The sequence below is a fragment of the Myroides odoratus genome (assembly GCF_001549985.1).
GTDB classification, from domain to species: Bacteria; Bacteroidota; Bacteroidia; order Flavobacteriales; family Flavobacteriaceae; genus Flavobacterium; species Flavobacterium odoratum_A.
In genome coordinates this window covers 75,245-95,524 of the sequence record NZ_LROZ01000001.1, presented here as the reverse complement: position 1 = coordinate 95,524, position 20,280 = coordinate 75,245, and the positions used below count along the sequence as shown (strand labels likewise).

The following is a 20,280-nucleotide window of genomic DNA, read 5'->3' as shown; positions in this document are numbered from 1 at the left end:
CGCTGAGCTTCTGTTTTATTTTTGATGCGTAATGGAAATCGAGTTGATGCAGTAACGATGTCCTGTTGTTTCTTGTGGTCCATCCGGAAATACATGTCCCAAATGTCCCTGACAGTTTGAACATACCACTTCTACACGAACCATTCCATGTGATAAATCCTTGATGTATGTTACACTTCCCTCGATGGCTTGATCAAACGAAGGCCAACCACAATGGGAATTAAATTTCGTTTGGGCGTCAAATAAAAGTTGGCCACAACCTGCACATGCATATTGTCCAGCTTCATAAAAGTCGGTATAAGCTCCAGTAAAAGGGCGCTCTGTTCCTTTTTCTCTTAAAACGTAGAACTGCTCCTCTGTCAGGATTTCTTTCCACTCTTGTTCTGTTGTATTTTTGTCTTTGTTCATCGGGTTTGAATTTGGGCTATGTTTATTCTTGGGTGAAATCTCGAATGCGCTCAATGACTTTTTTATCTCCTAATATCTTGCGATGTCCTAAGCCAGAGGTAACCATTAACTGACTGTTTACCGCGTGTTTCTTTATTTGATAAGCCGCTTTGATGGGAACATCAATATCATCTTCGTCGTGTATAATTAACAACGGGATATCAATTTGTTCCGCTGCTGTATGTACACAATAACTATCCATGGTGCGATTGAATTGCTTTTCAAAACGCATTTTGATAATATCAGCAATTTGTGGTTTAAGCTGAAGTTGCTTGATGAAATCTTCAATCACATCTTGTACAACGTCGCCACTCCCAATGATAATAGCTTTCTTCGCTTTGAGTCCATCGCGTAAAGCATTCATCGTGGTCATACCTCCTAATGAATGTCCGACAACTAAATCAAAGGGACCGAATTGTTTTTCAATCTCAAAAGCAGCGGCAATGAATTCAGTTAGATTCGTTTTTGTTTTAGGAGAAAAACCATGACCAGGTGCGTCAAAACTGACAATATCATACCCTTGTCGAATTAAAATATTAGCAATTGTAACCAATTGCGTACCACGACCATTCCAACCGTGAATCAACAAGGCCTTTTTGTTTGCTTTTTTATTGATGCCATACTCATACATTACAATGTCCTTTTTGATGGCATTGACATATAATTTACTACGCTTACTTTTGGTAAGCATCTCTTTTTCCCTTTTAGGTGTTTTGAATTTTATAGGGGTGATAAAGAGATTCTGTGCAAATTTAGCCGCTAAGGGAAGCGAAAAAAACTGTAAGAACTTTCCAGTCCAAATAATGGACTTAGGAACTTCTAATGAATGTTTTGCTTTTTTGGAATTGTCTTGCATGAGTTAAACACATTTAAAAGCAAAAGTACAAAATATATTGGGAGGTGGCTTTTTTGTTTTTTTGTGGGTTGTTTTTTCGTTAGCTATTTCTTTATTAAAAAAAAATCTTCTCGTTGAAAAGGAATACGCTTTACTTAAGATTAGATTATATAAAAAAGCATCTAACAAAAAAGCCCTAACAAAAAAACAAAAAATCGCCTCAACAAAAAGCACTTTCTAATTTGTTAAACATAAAAGAATAGTTTTATTTTTGAATAAAAAATAGAATGAAAAAACTAGTTTTAACTTTAGGCGTTCTTCTTTTGCTAAGTGGGTGTAAGACCAATCCATTTAGTGGAAAAAGTACCATGGCTTTTGTGTCTGATGCGTCTTTATTTCCATCGTCTTTTCAGCAGTATGGAGAGTTTTTGAAAGAGCATAAAGTAATTAAAGGAACAAAAGATGCGAAGCGTATTGAAGATATTGGAAATAAAATTCGAATAGCAGCTGAAAAATGGTTGACAGCGAATGGATATCCTACTTATTTACAAGATTATCGTTGGGAGTACAATTTAGTGGATGATAAAGAGGTCAATGCGTGGTGTATGCCAGGAGGTAAGATTGTATTTTACACGGGGATTTTGCCAATTTGCCAAACAGATGCTGGAATTGCAACGGTGATGGGGCATGAGATATCGCATGCTTTGGCGAACCACGGACAGCAACGCATGAGTGCTGCAATGCTGCAACAAGCCGCTGCTTTAGGATTAGATGCTGCTACAGCAAATAGTAAAGAAGGAACAAAACAAGCGCTAGGTATGGCATTTGGTTTGGGAAGTCAATATGGTGTTATGTTGCCTTTTAGTAGAAGTAATGAAAGTGAGGCAGATAAAATCGGATTAACATTAATGGCGATTGCGGGTTATAATCCAGATGAAGCTGTTTCATTTTGGAGCCGTATGGCTGCAAATAGCGGTGGCGGTGGCGGATCTTCTTTTATGAGTACACACCCTTCAAATCAAGAGCGTATTGATAATCTGAAGAAATTAATTCCGGAAGCCAAAGCAGAAGCTGCAAAATTTGGTGTTACATTTTAAAATAAAGTAGAAAAAGCGACCGACTATAGGTGGCTTTTTCTATTTTAGCGAGCTATTTATATTCAACAAGATGAAAAACTTCCAAAAGGGAGATCCTAAACTATTAAATGCATGGGCTTTTTATGATTGGGCCAATTCTGTTTATGCGTTAGTCATCTCTTCTTCCATTTTCCCTTTATATTATGGGATGCTATTCCGTGCAAAATCGATTACGAGCTATTCGTTTTTTGGAATAGAGATGAACAGTGAGAGTATCATTAGTTACATCACCGCTTTAGGCTTTCTATTGATTGCGATTATGTCCCCTTTACTTTCGGGCATTGCCGATTATCTTGGTACCAAGAAGTTTTTTATGAAGCTCTTTTGTGGTATTGGGGCTAGTGCCTGTATGCTACTCTATTTCTTTAGCTTAGATTATTTCGGACTGAGTTTGTTTATTTATATGATGGGATTAATTGGTTTCTGGGGAAGTTTAGTTTTCTATAACTCCTATTTACCCGATATTGCTTTTGAAGAACAACAAGATCGAATCAGTGCAAAAGGATATGCTCTGGGGTATATCGGAAGTGTCCTTTTATTGATTATCAACCTTGGTTTGGTGATGAATGCTGAAAAATTAGGATTTGAAGATGCGACTCAGGCGATGCAATTGTCCTTCATTTTAGTGGGAGTTTGGTGGATTGCTTTTAGCCAGATTACATTCAGACGACTCCCTGATTTTAAAAATGATAAGAAACTAACACGAGAGATTTTCTTTAAAGGATTTAAAGAATTAAAGAAAGTATGGGGGCTTTTACAAGAACACACGATACTAAAACGCTATTTAGTTGCGTTCTTTGTGTATAGCATGGCGGTGCAAACAGTGATGATTATTGCTGCCTTTTTCGGAGAAAAAGAAATTGCTTGGGCAGATGATCAACAGCGAAGCATGGGATTGATCGTTAGTATTATGTTGATTCAGATCATTGCTATCCTGGGGGCTTTTGCTACTTCTAGTCTGTCTAAACGCATTGGCAATATTCGAACCTTGTGTGTATTAAATGTGCTTTGGGTATTTATTTGTATCTATGCTTATACTATTATTACACCCAATGAGTTTTATGTGGCGGCAGCCTTTGTCGGTTTAGTGATGGGGGGAATTCAATCGCTTTCGCGTTCTACTTATGCTAAGCTTTTACCCGAAACAACTGATACAACTTCTTTTTTTAGTTTTTATGATGTGACAGAAAAAATAGGAATTGTAGTTGGGATGTCTATTTATGGATTAATCAGTGATTTGACAGGGAAGATGCAAAATGCAATTTTGTTTTTAATTCTGTTTTTTATCGTTGGTTTTTTCCTATTATTGCGTGTAAAAGAGAAGAAGAATTAAAATGAAGTTTTTTTGTTAATTTATTTTTGTTAAAAAATATTTAAAATCTATTAAAATATATATATTTGAATCTGTAATTAGAATATTAAATTATGAAGAGAATTTATTCGATATTGTTTGGTGCAAGTTTGTTAGCTTTATGTGGTGTTGGAGTTTCGTCATGTAGTAGTTCAGATGATGATTTTGTTGATCCAGAATTTAGAGTGCCAGCCTATTTTACAGTTACACTTCCAGATACAACTTTTGTTAAGAAAGAGAAGTTTAATGCATATGTTGATGAAAATGGTGAATTTCAATTCTATATTGATGATTTGATGCAAGGTCACTTTTTTGATATGAAAATTTTGAAGTTCCAAGTAGGAAACTTTCCAACGAATATCAATACCTTAGACTATACTTATAGTATTGGCGATAATGGTTTTGAATTTTTCAATTCTACAGACTTAGCAAATCCAAAACGCAATAACGGAATAATTAAGATTACAAATATTGACCGCAATGATATGCTAGTAAGTGGAAACTTCAGTAGTTTATTATTGCCATCACCATTAAATCAATACTTAAAAGAATCTTTTAGAATTACAGGAAAGTTTGAGAATATCCCATACGAGCGTATTGGAACCAATGAGGCTGGTTATATTTTTACCAACATCAATGGAGAAGATATTAAAGACATGGATGTGTTTTCAAAATTTGAGGGTGATATTTTAAATGGTAAGATTGTAATGAATGCAAGAAGTAAATCAATGCGTAAGCGTATGCTGAAGATTAGCTTCGATAAAACACTTCCTATAGGAAATTACGATTATACAAAAGTAAACGTACAATATACATCAGAGAATGGAGTGGTTTATGTTTCAGATGAGAAAGATGCAGCATTAGCAGGAAGTTACTTTAAAATTGATAAGATTGAAAATCTAACAATTGACAACAAAAAGACCTACGCAGGTAAATTTACGTTTAAATTAAAATCAAAAGAAGGACAAGTGATTACATTGAACTTTGGGGATTACAAAGCGAAGTTATCCATGAAAGAGGTAATTATCACTGATCCAGGAACAGGAGGCCCAGGAACAGATCCAGGTATCCCAGAACTATAATATTTGATAAATATATAAACTGACATAAGACCTTGCTTTATGCAAGGTTTTTTTATGGCATAAAGATTGAACTACTAAGGTAGTATAAAACTAATAAGTAGCTGAAATGACTGATAGTAAACGACTTGTGTTTTTTGTTGTTTGCAAGAATATAGTAGCTACTGACATAATGACGTGATATTTATAATATGGCAAACCAAAAAATAATAACATTAGATAATTTGATGCTTGATGATTTCTTAGATGGTGATTCTGAATTCATTCCTCTGTTAAGTCAAGAAGATGAAGAAGAAATGAATAATGAGGAACTACCAGTTGAATTGCCAATTTTGCCTTTGCGTAATATGGTTTTATTTCCTGGTGTGGTAATTCCAATTACCGCAGGAAGAGATAAATCAATTAAATTAATTGAAGCAGCAAATAAAAAGGGAAAAAGCATTGGGGTTGTTGCTCAAGTCAATGAAGATATTGAAGATCCAGGTCTGCAAGATATTCATCAACAAGGAACGGTAGCTCGAATTATTAAGGTCCTGAAATTACCTGATGGAAACGTAACGGTAATCCTACAAGGAAAAAAGCGATTTGAAATTGTTGAATTAATTTCAGAAAACCCATACTTAACTGCAACAGTAAAAGAATGCGATGAAATACGCCCAGAAGGGGATGATCAAGAGTTTTCTGCAGTTGTAGATTCAATTAAAGAATTAGCGGTTGAGATTATCAAAGAAAACCCAAATATTCCTTCAGAGGCTTCTTTTGCAGTAAAAAATATTGAGAGCAATTCGTTCTTAATCAACTTTGTTTCTTCGAACCTCAATTTGACGGTGGAAGATAAACAACGCTTGTTGCGTATCAACGATTTAAAAGAACGCGCATATGAAACGTTGCGCTTAATGAATGTTGAATTGCAAAAGTTACAGCTGAAAAATACGATTCAAACGAAAGTGCGTATCGACTTAGATCAGCAACAAAAAGAGTATTTCTTACACCAACAAATGAAGACCATCCAAGAAGAGTTAGGTGGGTTTTCGAATGAGGAGGAGTTTGAAGAAATGCGCAAAAAAGGCAAAGAGAAAAAGTGGAATAAAGAGGTGCGTGAGCGTTTTGACAAAGAATTGATGAAATGGCAACGCATGAACCCTCAGGTAGCTGAATTTGGTATTCAACGCAACTATTTAGAACTTTTGTTGGAATTACCTTGGAGTAAATACTCGGAAGATAAGTTTGATTTAAAACGTTCGCAAAAGATTTTAGATAAAGATCATTACGGAATCGAAGATGTAAAGAAAAGAGTTTTAGAACATATGGCAGTTTTAAAATTGCGCAATGATTTAAAAGCTCCAATTTTATGTCTATATGGACCTCCAGGTGTTGGAAAAACATCGATAGGAAAGTCCATTGCTACAGCACTTGGTCGTGAATATGTACGTATTTCATTGGGTGGTTTACGCGATGAGGCTGAAATTAGAGGACATAGAAAAACATATATCGGTGCGATGCCTGGGCGAATCATTCAAAGTTTGAAGAAAGCCGGAACATCAAACCCTGTGTTCTTGTTGGATGAAATTGATAAACTATCTGTGAGTAATAATGGAGATCCATCTTCCGCTTTATTAGAAGTATTGGATCCAGAACAAAATAGCGATTTCTATGATAACTTCTTAGAAATGGGATATGACTTGTCTAAAGTGATGTTTATCGCTACATCAAATAGTTTGTCAACAATTCAACCTGCTTTGAGAGACCGTATGGAAATTATTGAAATGACAGGGTATACGATTGAAGAAAAAGTAGAAATCGGAAAACAACATTTGTTGCCAAAACAATTGGAAGAACACGGCTTAACAGCGAAGGATTTAACCATTGGCAAAAAGCAAATGGAGTTCATCGTAACACATTATACGCGTGAGTCTGGGGTACGTGGATTGAATAAACAATTGGCTCATGTAGCTAGAGGAATCGCGAAACGCATTGTTTTAGAAGAAGAATACAATCCAAAGGTAACGGAAGAAGATATCCGTAAAATCTTAGGTACGCCTCGTTTTGAAGCTGATAAATATGAGAATAACGATGTAGCTGGTGTAGTTACTGGTTTAGCTTGGACAAGTGTAGGGGGAGATATCTTGTATATTGAATCTATTATTTCAAAAGGAAAAGGCGGATTGAGTATTACAGGAAACTTGGGGACGGTAATGAAAGAATCTGCAACAATTGCTTTAGAGTATATTAAAGCACATGCAGATGAGTTAGGTATTAATTCCGATATATTTGAACAATACAAAATTCACATTCACGTACCAGAAGGTGCAACGCCAAAAGACGGACCAAGTGCCGGAATTACGATGTTAACTTCGATGGTGTCTTCATTTACCCAACGCAAGGTGAAAAAGAATTTAGCCATGACAGGTGAAATTACCCTAAGAGGAAAAGTATTACCTGTAGGAGGAATCAAAGAAAAGATTCTTGCAGCGAAACGTGCTAATATCAAAGAAATTATCTTGTGTAAAGAAAATAGAAAAGATATTGAAGAAATAAAAGAGGACTATGTAAAAGGGTTAACCTTCCACTATGTCGACCGCATGGAAGAGGTATTGGAGATTGCCTTGTTGAAAGAAAAAGTGAAAAAAGCAAAAGATTTCAGCATAGAAAAAGCGAAGTAAGCCTAAAGCTTCTCCTTTATAAAAAGAATAAAAAAGCAGTAGTACAAGTGACTACTGCTTTTTTTATATCCCTGAATGTTCCTAAATAGGGTTGACCATTTTAAACTTGACATAGAAATAAATCGCCTAGCTCCTATAAAAAGCTTAGGCTTCCTTTTTTGCGATTGTTTTTGAAAATGTAATATATTAGCAACATAATACCAATGGCTAAATGAAGCATTCAATCATATGGATTTGTTTACTTGTCTTCCACTTACTTTCGCTAGAGGCGTATAGTCAAGTAGGAGCTGACTATACCTATCAGTTTTTGAATTTACCCTCTTCCCCTAGACAAGCTGCTTTAGGAGGAAAAAATTATGCCTTTACGGAACAGGTAAGTCAAGCCTTTTGGAATCCGGCTGTGATCAATGAAACGATGGACAATCAGCTTGATTTGAGTTTTAGTAAGGTTTATGGCGTAGCCAATTATGGATCATTAGGGTATTCCAAAACCTTTCGTTCCAAGCGAAATCTATTTGTTGGGGTGAACTTCATCAACTATGGTGATATGGAAGGGTATGATGAATTTGGAAGTTATACGGGGAGTTTTAAAGGAAATGAAGTTGCTTTGACTGTGGGATCTTCTTATCAAATCGAACAATCCGATTGGTATGTAGGAGCAAATGTCAAATTTGTGTTCTCTTCGATGGAATCCTATCAGTCTATTGGTGCAGCTATTGATCTAGGTGTACTCTATAAAGACGAAATTGGCCAATGGGACTTTGCCTTAACTGCCAGAAACTTAGGGGCTCAACTGCAAACGTATGCAGATTATCGAGAAAAATTACCATTAGATGTCGCAATTTCTCTTTCGAAAGAATTAGAAAACGTACCTTTGCGTTGGCACATTACAATAGATAATTTACAACAATGGGATTTGTCCTTTTCAAACCCCAATAGGGGAACTACGTCTATAGACGAAGAATTCAAAGAACAAAAGGTCGGATTTTTTAATAATGCATTGCGACATTTCATTGTTGGAGTAGAACTTTTTCCTAGAAAGAAGTTTCAAATCCGATTGGGTTATAACTTCCGCAAAGGAGAGGAATTGCGAATTGTTGACAATAGACATTTCGCAGGGATAACTGCGGGCGTCGGTTTACAACTGAAACGCTTTAAATTCGACTATTCTTATGCACGCCAAACCACAGCAGCAAACACCAGTATGTTTGGTGTTCGTATTGATATGAATTAATTGTAAATTTTTCAAATTTGAAAAAGATAACTATAGCGATTGACGGTTTTTCCTCTACGGGAAAAAGTACGTTAGCAAAAGCATTGGCCAAGTCATTAGGCTACATCTATATCGACACCGGTGCCATGTATCGCGCAGTGACACTTTTTGCCATGCGCAAAGGTTTAATCTCTTCTAAGTCTTTTGATGAAGAACGCTTGATTGAACTGCTAGATACCTTTGATGTACACTTTGAATACAATGTAGCAAAAGGATATGCTGATATTTACCTCAACCAAGAAAATGTAGAAGAGCTTATTCGCAACTTGGAAGTGTCTCAATTTGTCAGTCAAATTGCAGCCGTTTCTGCCGTGAGAAAAAAATTAGTACAACAACAGCAAATCTTAGGTAAATCAAAAGGCGTTGTCATGGATGGAAGGGATATTGGAACGGTTGTTTTTCCCGATGCAGAATTGAAAATATTCATGACTGCTTCTCCAGAAATTCGCGCAGAAAGACGCTTCAAAGAACTGCAAGAAAAAAATAGTGCAGTCGTGTACGAAGATGTACTCCGCAATGTGGTTGAACGAGACCAAATTGATACTTCGCGTAAAGATTCGCCTTTAGTAAAAGCGGAAGATGCGGTAGAAATAGATAATTCAAATTTATCAAGAGAAGAACAATTTGATTTAATCCTGCAATTAGTAAAAGAAAGAATTTAAAATGACCCATGAAAAAACGCGCATGGGGCATACGCATGCGGTTTGTTTCTATACACTACACACGAAATAATTATGAATGTAAAACTTAAACTAACGTTTATGAACTTCCTCGAATTTGCTGTTTGGGGAGCGTATCTAACGTCAATGGGAAACTATTTAGGATCTATAGGATTAGGACCTAAAATTGGTTCGTTTTATGCCATGCAAGGGATTGTGTCTATATTTATGCCTGCAATTATGGGAATCGTGGCAGATCGATGGATTCCAGTTCAACGTTTATTGGGAATCAACCACCTGTTAGCGGCACTCTTTATGTTTGCGACGGGGTATTATGGTTATGTTTCTGGTAGTAACGTAGATTTTACAACTATCTTTACCTTATACAGCATTAGTGTAGCGTTTTTTATGCCTACGATTGCCTTATCTAATTCTACGGCTTATACTGTTTTGAAGCAAAATCAATTGGATGTTATTAAAGCCTTTCCACCTATACGTACATTTGGAACCATTGGTTTTATCATCGCCATGTTATTTGTCAACTTCTTCGGATATACAGATGGAACCCTAGGTTTTAATTTCAGTAGTAGTCCTGATTTTATTAGTTTTCAACAAGATTACCACCAGTTTTATGTCTCTGGATTCTTAGGTGTAATTCTATTTTTATACAGCTTTACCTTACCGAATTGCCCAGTGAATAAATCAGATGATAAACGCACTTTGGCAGATGCCTTTGGTTTAAAAGCTTTTGCACTATTCAAGCAAAAGAAAATGGCTATTTTCTTTATTTTCTCTATGCTATTGGGAGTATCTCTTCAAATCACCAACGGGTATGCCAATCCTTTCATTACGACGTTTAAGAATATTCCAGAGTATGCGAGTACTTGGGGAGCAAGTAATGCCAATGCGTTAATCTCGCTTTCTCAAATCTCAGAAACCCTGTGTATTTTGTTGATCCCGTTTTTCTTGAAGCGCTTTGGAATTAAAGTGGTGATGTTGATGTCAATGATTGCTTGGGTACTGCGTTTTGGATTGTTTGGATTAGGAGATCCTGGAAATGGCGTATGGATGTTTATCTTATCGATGATTGTCTATGGTATCGCTTTTGATTTCTTCAACGTATCAGGATCTTTATATGTCGATAACGAAACAAGTGAAGATATCCGCTCGTCTGCTCAAGGGGTATTCATGATGATGACCAACGGTTTCGGAGCAACCATCGGAATGTTCTTAGCACAAGCTGTGGTGAACCACTATGTATATAGCCAAGAAGATTTGGTTTTACAAGTAGAAGGGTGGAGACATTCGTGGATTATTTTCGCTTTATTCTCGTTAGTGGTAACTATCTTATTCGCGATTATTTTTAAATACAAACACAGACCGGAAGATGTAGAGCATCTTTCTCATTAGAAAGATATAATTTATATGAAAAAGGAGATTTCAATAGGTTGAAATCTCCTTTTTTAGTTATATTGATTTGGTTGCCAAATAATCAGATTGTATCTTGCTGTAACTTAGCAATCAACCCAAGCAATATTAATTATATCAGAGCTTGAAGTATATCATTCTACTGATGAACGACCACAATTTAATAACACATATCAAGGATATTTAGGACAAGCAAAATTAAACGGATGGGAAAGGTAATTTTACTTATTAGTTTGTTTTCACTTACAATAGGGTTAAGTCAAAATAAGAAATCGAAAGTATACTTTGAGATTGGACAAAAAGAAGTACGCGATAGTACGTGGTTACAAATAAAGTTAGTGAATAATTCTCAGGAGAATATTTGGATAGCGTTAGATACGATATCGGAAAATCAAACTAAGTTACAGTTCTGTAAAACTGAATTATGCGGAGGCATTAAAATACGAGAAAATTTAAAAAGTCAGGAAGAAGATACTCCAATTTATACTATAGTATCTACATCAGCCCATGATTCCGAATACTACAGTCAAATAAATGAAAGTATACAAGACAAAGATAGAATTGTTTTAATTCCGAAAAATAAGACACTGATAGTACCCTATTTTTTTACACTAAAAAAAGTACAAGAGCCCGATAATGATAGTTTTATTGAGTATGATATAAGTGAGGCGAAAAATAGAAAAAGTAACATTACTTTTAGTATCAGTTATAGTATGCCAAAAAAATGGATGGATAAATATGTAGGGAAAGAGCTTTTAGTTGAACTGAAAAACAAAAAATATAGTTCTTATAATCAATTAATTCAGTCAAATAGGGTGAAGTTTATCTATTGATCGAAAATATAAACTTGTGATATAAAAAACATGAAAGCAAGTTGATGTAATCATAACGAAAAAGCAGTAGAGAATTATTCCCTACTGCTTTTTAGGTTTTAAGAAGTTATGGATTACAGCCACTAATCATCTCATCGCCTCACCATCTATCTTACCTAGTTTATATTTGTTTTGGTGTTTGATGAATATATCTCACCGAGTTGTTATTTTGTTTTGGTGTTCGATGAATCTACACTGCGTTCCGATTTTCACTGCGTTTCGATTTCACCATCTCATCGCCTCACCTCATCATCATCTCACCCTTAATTCCCAATCATTTTCTTCGGATCTACCCAAAGATCAAAATCTTCTGGTGTGACATAGCCCAAGCGAACAGCCTCTTCTTTTAAGGTTGTACCATTGGCGTGAGCCGTTTGTGCAATTTCAGCTGCTTTATAGTATCCAATCTTTGTATTGAGCGCCGTAACTAACATCAACGAGTTATCTACGAGTTCCTGAATGCGTTTGTGGTTAGGTTCAATTCCTTGTGCACAATGTTCATCAAAAGAAACACAAGCATCCCCTAATAATTTAGCTGATTGAATAAAATTCGCTGCCATCACAGGTTTGAATACATTCAATTCATATTGTCCTTGTGTACCGCTGAATGAAATCGTTACATCATTCCCCAATACCTGAGCAGCCACCATCGTTAAGGCTTCACATTGCGTTGGATTTACTTTACCAGGCATAATAGAAGATCCCGGTTCATTAGCAGGAATGATAATCTCACCGATTCCCGAACGAGGTCCAGAAGCTAGCATACGGATATCATTGGCTATTTTATAGAGCGATACCGCTAGTTGCTTCAACGCACCATGCGTTTCTACAATAGCATCATGAGCTGCTAAAGCCTCAAATTTATTTGGAGCCGTAACAAAAGGTAATTGTGTAAAATCAGCAATGTGTTGAGCAACTACCACATCGTAGTTGACAGGCGTATTTAATCCCGTTCCTACCGCTGTTCCTCCTAGTGCTAATTCCGCTAAGTGCGGTAAAGTATTGTTAAGCGCTTTTAAGCCATGTTCTAATTGAGCTACATAACCTGAAATCTCTTGGCCTAAAGTTAAAGGCGTCGCATCCATTAAGTGCGTACGTCCAATCTTTACCACATCTTTATATGCTTTTGCCTTAGCGGCTAAGGTGTTTTTTAGTTGGGTAACCCCTGGAATAGTGGATTCAATTACTGCTTTGTAGGCCGCAATATGCATGGCCGTAGGGTAGGTATCATTCGAAGACTGTGATTTGTTGACATCGTCATTCGCTTTCAATACTGCTTCTCCTTCTCCAATAGCAAACCCCGCTAAAACCTGTGCGCGATTGGCAATCACTTCATTGACATTCATATTGGATTGCGTACCCGATCCCGTTTGCCAGATGACCAATGGAAACTGATCATCCAATTTTCCTGCAATAATCTCATCGCATACTTGTCCAATTGCATCGCGTTTTTCTTGACTTAATACACCTAAATCAAAATTAGCATAGGCAGCCGCCTTTTTTAAGTAAGCAAAAGCTTCGATAATTTCATGTGGCATGGATGCCTCTGGGCCAATCTTAAAGTTGTTTCTTGAGCGTTCCGTTTGTGCACCCCAATATTTGTCTTTTGGTACTTGTACTTCCCCAAGGGTGTCTTTTTCTATTCTATAGTCCATGATGTGATTTGTATTTAAAATTACCTTAAAGGTACTGAATTATTTAGTTTGATTCTAAAGAAGGTGGAAAATAAAATAAGAGGTATTGCTAAATCGAGAAAAGGATGTATATTTGGGACGTATACAAAAAAATCCGGAATAAAATGTTTGAATTTCAACAGTATTTAGGTTTCATCGTTGCCATGACCGTTATTACAATGGCGTTTTGGCTTTTGATATTCTTAATTGGTTTCGCTTGCTACTGGGCAACTGGAGGCGCAATGGAGTTATTAAAAGAGAAGAAAGCTAAAAAACAGCAGTTAGAAGAAAGTCAAATGTAGAATTTGATTTTACGAAATAAAAGAGGTCATGCGATGCATGGCCTCTTTTTTTATGGAGAAGGGAAAGACGTTCAACCCTCACACCCTCACACCTTCAGACCTTCAGACCTTAACACCACCTCATCGTCTCACTGCCTCACCCTCTCACCGTCTCACTGCCTCACCCTCTCACCAATCTCACCAATCTCACCCTCTCACCAATCTCACCAATCTCACCAATCTCACCAATCTCACCCTTTCACCGTCTCACTGCCTCACCCTCTCACCGTCTCACCGTCTCACCAATCTCACCCTTTCACCACCTCACCCATAACTCATCATAACCCATTCTTAACACAACAAACAAAACCAAAACACAATCATAACGATATAGAAACACCATTTCGTAGGGGTAGGACTAAGTTTGCCTAAAACTATTCAATGTTATCATTATGAAAGTAAAGTACTTATTATTCTTTTTTACACTTTGTTTTGCGTGGACCTTACACGCGCAAAATGCAGATAAAAAACACGGAATTGTATCCGGTAGAGTGATTGACGCAACAGATAAAAGTTCACTTCCAGGAGCAGCCGTACTATTAAATAAAGGAAAACAATACACCATTAGTAATAGCAATGGTTATTTTGAGTTTTTAAATATACCAGTAGGTGCTTATACCTTATCTGTTAGTTATATTGGATATGCACCTATTGAACAAGAAGTAGAAGTTACAGCAGGACAGAATACTGTCATCAATTTGAGTTTAGCTACTGATGCTCAAACTTTAGAAGGAATTGTCATTGTAGGAGATCGCCTCAAAGGACAAGCAAAGGCATTAAATCAACAGATGAATAACGCCAATGTAACCAATGTAATCTCTGCGGATCAAGTCGGTCGTTTTCCAGATTCTAATATCGGAGATGCCTTAAAACGCGTACCGGGGATTACCATGCAAAATGACCAAGGAGAAGCGCGTAACATTGTAATCCGAGGATTGGCTTCTAGTTTAAACTCGGTGACTCTAAACGGAGATCGCATTCCTTCTGCTGAAGGAGATAATCGAAACGTACAGATGGATTTAATTCCTTCAGATATGATTTCATCTATTGAAGTAAATAAAACCTTAACCCCAGATATGGATGCAGATGCCATTGGAGGTTCTGTAGATTTGATTACCCGCGCTTCCCCTTATGGAGAGCGTATTGCTGCAACAATAGCAGGAGGATATAATCCCATTAGAGAGAAAGGAAATTACATCGGAAGCTTTGTGTACGGAAACCGCTTTTTAGATTCTAAATTAGGAATGATTTTCAGTGGATCTTACAACAGCAATAATTTTGGTTCAGACAACGTAGAAGCAGTTTGGGATCAAGATGAGCACAATAATGTATATATCAGTGAATACGACATCAGAAAGTATGATGTACAACGCGTACGCCGTAGTTTTTCCGGAGCATTTGATTACAAAATCAATGACAATCACACCATTTATGCCAGTGCAATGTACAATTGGAGAGATGATAGAGAAAATAGATACCGTGTACGTTACAGAGGGATAACCCCAGAGTACGATGCAGAAAACAACATCATCGGGTACAAAGGAGATATCCGTAGAGAAACAAAAGGAGGAATTGATACGAATCGCAATAAGAATGCACGTTTAGAAGATCAACGCATACAAAACTATGCCTTAAGTGGAGAGCATTTATGGTCGAGTAATTTAGATATGGATTGGTCAGTAAACTATGCCCGTGCTTCAGAAGACCGTCCAGGAGAGCGCTACTTGGATTTTCAAAATAAGAAAGTAGCCATGGTAGAAGATTTATCTAATGGAGATTTTCCTTTAATCACTGCAGCGAAAGATACACCTGAAAACTTTAGCTTTAGAAAACTAACAGAAAACCACAACTTTACAAAAGACAGTGAGTTTGGAGCGAAATTGAATTTTAGAATCCCGTTTTCTGTAATTGAAGATCAAAAAGGACGATTGAGATTTGGAGGACGTTTGCGTTTAAAAGACAAAGAACGCGATAATATGTTCTATGAATACACGCCAATCGCACCAAATGCAATCGGAAATTTAGCAGCAGTACCGCATCATTTTTATGATGGAAAAGACTTTCAAGCAGGAAGTAGATATGTACCGGGTTATTTTGCTGCTAAGCAATATGTAGGTGGTTTAGATTTGAACAATGCAGCTTTATTTGAAAAAGAAGCCAAACCAGAAGAATACTTGGCGTTAAATTACAAAGCCAAAGAGAAAATTTACGCAGGATATATCCGTTGGGATCAAGATTTTAATGCAAATTTATCCATGATTGTGGGAGCTCGTGTAGAACATACGAGTATTGATTATACTGGAAATCACATTGTAGATGAAAGTGATTTAGTAGGAGAAGTAAACAACACCAACAGCTATACGAATGTGATGCCGAGTTTGACATTTAAATACCAAACAGATACAGATTGGATTTATAGAGCTGCGTTCACTACAGCATTAGCTAGACCCGATTATTACGCTTTGGCTCCTTATATCAGTGTAATTTCTCAAGATAATGCAATTGCCGCTGGAAACCCAGATTTGAAAGCGACGTATGCCTATAATTTTGATGTAATGGCAGAAAAGTATTTCCAATCGGTAGGGATGTTCTCTGCAGGAGTGTTTTACAAAAATTTAAATGACTTCATTTATACGTACCGTTCGGATTCATTCAATCAAGATAATTTCAATGCGGCTTTCCCTGATCAAGCGAATCCAATTCAAGCAGGTGAAAACTGGAAGTTTATGCAACAACGCAATGGAGATCAGGTGAATTTATTCGGGGTTGAGGTAGCCTTTCAAAGACAATTAGATTTTATTCCGGGTAAATTCTTTAAAGGATTGGGAATCTATGTGAACTATACGTATACGCACTCAGAAGCGAAAGGAATTACCAATGCAGATGGAGAGATTAGAAAAAATATGGAGTTACCTGGATCAGCCCCTCACATGTTTAATGGATCGCTTTCATGGGAAAATGAACGCTTCTCTGCTCGTGTTTCTTTAAATTATGCTTCGGATTACTTAGATGCATTAGGAGGAAATAGTTTTGAGGATAGCTACTACGACAAACAATTGTTTTTAGATGCGAATGCATCCTATAAGATTACTTCGTATTTGCGCGTGTTTGCTGAGGCAAATAACTTAACCAATCAACCGTTGAGATATTACCAAGGGGTGAGCAATCGCGTAAAACAAATGGAATACTACCAACCTAAATTTACCTTAGGGGTTAAATTTGATTTATAATATAAACCATACACAAGAAAATTACAGCGAATCGTTTTATTGGCTGTAATTTTTTCATTTACAACACATGAAGAAAATATTTTATACTTTAGTCTTACTTAGTTTCACAGGATTAACTCAAGCGCAGACGCCTTTTGAACACGAAAAAAGTACGGGTTATTCCGGACAAAATATTCCGAGTTTAGTATATCAGGAAGATAGTTTTAACTTTCTTGTTCTAGGCGATTTTGGACGCGTGGGGGACTACTATCAAAAAGAGGTAGCTCGAGAAATGGGAAATGCCATGGTGGTGCTAGATGGAGAATTTGTTGTTTCTGTTGGAGATAATTTCTATCCAAATGGCGTAGCGAGTACACAAGATTATCACTGGACTTCTTCTTTTGAACAGGTATACACCAACCCATCGCTGTATGCGGATTGGTACGTGGCTTTAGGTAATCACGATTATTTAGGTAATGTTCAGGCGCAAGTCGATTATACGAAAATCAGTAGACGTTGGAATATGCCCGATCGTTATTACAGCAAAACGTTTAAATTAGAGAATGGAAAAAAACTATTGTTGGTCGTGATGGATACTAACCCGTTTATTGACAATTACCGCAAGAGTCCCAAGTATGGAGATTTGAGTGAACAAGATACAGAAAAGCAGATGCAGTGGCTAGAGCAAACCTTAGGACAGGCAGATGCAGATATACAGTGGAAAATTGTGGTAGGACACCACCCGATGTATAGTGGAGGAAAGCGAAAAGTAAATAAAGATACCCAAGGATTTGAGCAGAAATTCGCCGCGTTTTTTGATCGCCATCAAGTTGATGCTTATATCTGTGGGCATGAACATGATTTGCAAATTATTAAACCTAAAAATCGCTATACCACACAATTTTTATCTGGGGCTGCGAGTGAGGTCCGTCCCTCAGGAACCATGGAACATACTGTTTTTGCAGCAGCTGAACCTGGATTTATGGCCTTTTCTATCTTGAATAATCGTTTAACGGTTCAAGTCGTAAAAGCAAACAAAGAAGATGCAGAAGTAATGTATACCCACACCATTCAAAAGAAAAAATAATGAAAAACAAATCAATATACTTCTTATTTAGCTTGGCGTTATTGACCAGCTGTAAAGATAAATTAGCACCTGTTTCACCAGATGCTATTCAACCTGTAGTAGTGACAGAACAAACGGTTTTTGATACGGATGATCCTGCTATTTGGCTGAATAAACAAGACAAAACAAAAAGTTTAATCATCGGAACAGATAAAGAAAATGGCGGTGGACTTTATGCTTATGATTTACAGGGAAAGATTGTACATCAATACACAGATATGGCACGTCCAAATAACGTAGATATCGCGTATGATTTTCCATATCAAAACCAGAAGATTGACATTGCCGTGGTCACCGAGCGCAATGCTAATGCCATTCGCTTGTTTAAGTTGCCTGAATTAACTCCTATTGATGGAGGAGGATTAAAGGTGTTTGAAGGAGAAACAACAGAAGAATACAATGAACCAATGGGGATTGCTTTATATGAAGGAAAAGAAGGAGGAGCAACCGTATTTTATGCGATTGTAGGTCGTAAAAACGGACCTGCCCAAGGATATTTATGGCAATACCGTTATCAAACCAATGCCGCCGGAAAGATTGAGTTGCAATTGGTTCGAAAATTTGGTGCTTATAGTGGAAAAAAAGAAATTGAAGCCATAGCGGTAGATCAGGAGTTGGGCTATGTGTATTATTCCGATGAAGGAGCAGGAGTACGCAAGTATTATGCAAATCCAGCAAGAGGAAATCAAGAACTTGCATTCTTTGCACAAACCGATGCTAAACGCGACCACGAAGGGATTGCGATTTATAAACAAGACGCAACAACGGGATACATAGTGGTGTCCAATCAACAAGATAATTCCATCTTAATTTACCCAAGAGAAGGAACTTCAGATCATCCACACGAACATCAATTGATAGCAACCATTCCAGTGGCGGCCATTGAATGTGATGGGTTAGAAATCACAGCTCAAGGACTTGACTCTAGATTTCCCAAAGGAATGTTGGTGATGATGAGCAATGGAAAAGTATTCCATTATTACGATTGGAACATCATACAAGATCACATTGATAAGGCGCAGCAATAAATCTTAAAAAAAGACATCCTTCGGGATGTCTTTTTTTTTTTTAGGTGACCTCACCTTCTCATCGCCTCACCATCTCAAATAAAGTTTTTCAACCGAGATGAAAGAAAATCAACTTCCTTTTTTGTATCTTTAGAAGATATCAAAAAGAAAATAAGTTATGAATTATACAGAAAAAATGTTGCCACCAACGGCATTGAAAGATAAAGTAGTGATTGTTACTGGAGGAGGAAGCGGTTTAGGAAGATCGATGTCTGCTTACTTTATGGAAATAGGTGCGAAAGTGGTTATCACTTCTCGCGATTTAGAAAAATTACAACAAACAGCCAAAGAACTAGAAGAACAAACAGGCGGGGAGTGTTTCCCTGTAAGCTGTGATGTGCGACATTATGATCAAGTAGAACAAATGCTACAAGCAGTATTGGATAAATGGGGAAAAGTAGATGTTTTACTCAACAATGCAGCGGGTAATTTTATTTCACCCACGGAGCGACTATCTTCCAATGCGTTTGACACAATCGTAGATATCGTATTAAAAGGAACAAAAAACTGTACATTGGTTCTCGGGAAACATTGGATTGAACAAAAACAACGCAATACGGTTGTTTTAAATATCACAACAACCTATGCATGGACAGGGTCTGCGTATGTCGTACCTTCTTCTGTCGCTAAGGCAGGGGTTTTAGCTATGACGAGAAGCTTAGCTGTGGAATGGGCCAAATACGGTATGCGTTTCAATGCGATTGCTCCAGGGCCTTTCCCTACAAAAGGAGCTTGGGATCGATTATTACCAGGTGATTTAAAAGAAAAATTCGACCTCACGAAAAAGATTCCGCTGCGCAGAGTTGGGGAACACCAAGAGTTAGCCAATCTAGCAGCCTACCTGATTTCTGACTTTTCAAGTTACATCAATGGAGAGGTAATTACCATAGACGGAGGAGAATGGTTACAAGGAGCCGGAGAGTTTAATATGTTAGATCAAGTTCCAGAAGCGATGTGGGATATGTTAGAAGCCAATGTGCGCAAGAAATAAAACAAAATATAAACGAAGTTAAATTAAGGGTATTCTTTTGGATAATAAGAGATTACCCTTTTTTTAGGTCGAAGTTGTCAATTGAGAATGTTAATAAAATAGATTTTATATACAGATAATTAATTGTATT

General features: G+C 36.9%; 16 protein-coding genes. 13 read left to right on the top strand and 3 right to left on the bottom strand.

The genetic code is table 11. The annotated features are described in order from the left end of the window. Window positions 1-15: 15 nt before the first annotated feature. A complete protein-coding gene (gene msrB, locus AWV75_RS00470; RefSeq protein WP_060872518.1) occupies window positions 16-408 on the bottom strand; it encodes a peptide-methionine (R)-S-oxide reductase MsrB in 393 nt (130 codons plus the stop codon). Window positions 409-430: 22 nt separating this feature from the next. Beyond that, window positions 431-1,303, bottom strand: a complete 873-nt coding sequence (locus tag AWV75_RS00465; protein ID WP_060872517.1) for an alpha/beta fold hydrolase — start codon at window positions 1,301-1,303, stop codon at window positions 431-433. A 266-nt stretch (window positions 1,304-1,569) separates the two neighbouring features. On the opposite strand from AWV75_RS00465, the gene AWV75_RS00455 reads away from it, so the two are divergent. The 8 genes from AWV75_RS00455 to AWV75_RS00420 all read left to right on the top strand — a co-directional run bounded on the left by AWV75_RS00455 (window position 1,570) and on the right by AWV75_RS00420 (window position 11,704). Further along, window positions 1,570-2,379, top strand: coding sequence for a M48 family metalloprotease (locus AWV75_RS00455; protein WP_060872515.1), 810 nt, complete (start codon window positions 1,570-1,572; stop codon window positions 2,377-2,379). A 70-nt stretch (window positions 2,380-2,449) separates the two neighbouring features. Next, a complete protein-coding gene (locus AWV75_RS00450) occupies window positions 2,450-3,751 on the top strand; it encodes an MFS transporter (RefSeq protein ID WP_060872514.1) in 1,302 nt (433 codons plus the stop codon). Window positions 3,752-3,843: 92 nt separating this feature from the next. Then, window positions 3,844-4,851, top strand: coding sequence for a hypothetical protein (locus AWV75_RS00445; RefSeq protein WP_060872513.1), 1,008 nt, complete (start codon window positions 3,844-3,846; stop codon window positions 4,849-4,851). Window positions 4,852-5,039: 188 nt separating this feature from the next. Continuing rightward, window positions 5,040-7,511, top strand: a complete 2,472-nt coding sequence (lon, locus tag AWV75_RS00440; protein WP_060872512.1) for an endopeptidase La — start codon at window positions 5,040-5,042, stop codon at window positions 7,509-7,511. A gap of 211 nt (window positions 7,512-7,722) precedes the next feature. After that, window positions 7,723-8,745, top strand: coding sequence for a type IX secretion system protein PorQ (porQ, locus tag AWV75_RS00435; RefSeq protein WP_060872511.1), 1,023 nt, complete (start codon window positions 7,723-7,725; stop codon window positions 8,743-8,745). A 17-nt stretch (window positions 8,746-8,762) separates the two neighbouring features. Further along, window positions 8,763-9,446 (top strand): (d)CMP kinase, encoded by a 684-nt coding sequence (cmk, locus tag AWV75_RS00430; RefSeq protein WP_060872510.1) that lies wholly within the window; start codon window positions 8,763-8,765, stop codon window positions 9,444-9,446. Between the two features lie 72 nt (window positions 9,447-9,518). Further along, window positions 9,519-10,853 (top strand): MFS transporter, encoded by a 1,335-nt coding sequence (locus tag AWV75_RS00425; RefSeq protein WP_060872509.1) that lies wholly within the window; start codon window positions 9,519-9,521, stop codon window positions 10,851-10,853. A 224-nt stretch (window positions 10,854-11,077) separates the two neighbouring features. Continuing rightward, window positions 11,078-11,704, top strand: coding sequence for a hypothetical protein (locus tag AWV75_RS00420; protein ID WP_060872508.1), 627 nt, complete (start codon window positions 11,078-11,080; stop codon window positions 11,702-11,704). Between the two features lie 302 nt (window positions 11,705-12,006). Here AWV75_RS00420 and fumC read toward each other — a convergent pair whose 3' ends face one another. Then, complete coding sequence (gene fumC / locus AWV75_RS00415; protein ID WP_060872507.1) at window positions 12,007-13,398, bottom strand: class II fumarate hydratase; 1,392 nt, start codon at window positions 13,396-13,398, stop codon at window positions 12,007-12,009. Between the two features lie 143 nt (window positions 13,399-13,541). Between fumC and AWV75_RS00410 the strand changes: the two genes are divergently transcribed. The 5 genes from AWV75_RS00410 to AWV75_RS00390 all read left to right on the top strand — a co-directional run bounded on the left by AWV75_RS00410 (window position 13,542) and on the right by AWV75_RS00390 (window position 20,150). After that, the gene (locus tag AWV75_RS00410) at window positions 13,542-13,718 is read left to right on the top strand and encodes a hypothetical protein (RefSeq protein ID WP_172462211.1); all 177 of its coding nucleotides are present in this window, start codon (window positions 13,542-13,544) and stop codon (window positions 13,716-13,718) included. Window positions 13,719-14,149: 431 nt separating this feature from the next. Next, complete coding sequence (locus AWV75_RS00405; protein ID WP_060872506.1) at window positions 14,150-16,987, top strand: TonB-dependent receptor; 2,838 nt, start codon at window positions 14,150-14,152, stop codon at window positions 16,985-16,987. Between the two features lie 67 nt (window positions 16,988-17,054). After that, complete coding sequence (locus tag AWV75_RS00400) at window positions 17,055-18,053, top strand: metallophosphoesterase (RefSeq protein WP_060872505.1); 999 nt, start codon at window positions 17,055-17,057, stop codon at window positions 18,051-18,053. Next, window positions 18,053-19,120, top strand: coding sequence for a phytase (locus AWV75_RS00395; RefSeq protein WP_060872504.1), 1,068 nt, complete (start codon window positions 18,053-18,055; stop codon window positions 19,118-19,120). Before AWV75_RS00400 ends, AWV75_RS00395 begins: the two co-directional genes overlap by 1 nt. A gap of 157 nt (window positions 19,121-19,277) precedes the next feature. Then, the gene (locus AWV75_RS00390) at window positions 19,278-20,150 is read left to right on the top strand and encodes an SDR family oxidoreductase (protein WP_060872503.1); all 873 of its coding nucleotides are present in this window, start codon (window positions 19,278-19,280) and stop codon (window positions 20,148-20,150) included. Window positions 20,151-20,280 lie beyond the last annotated feature (130 nt).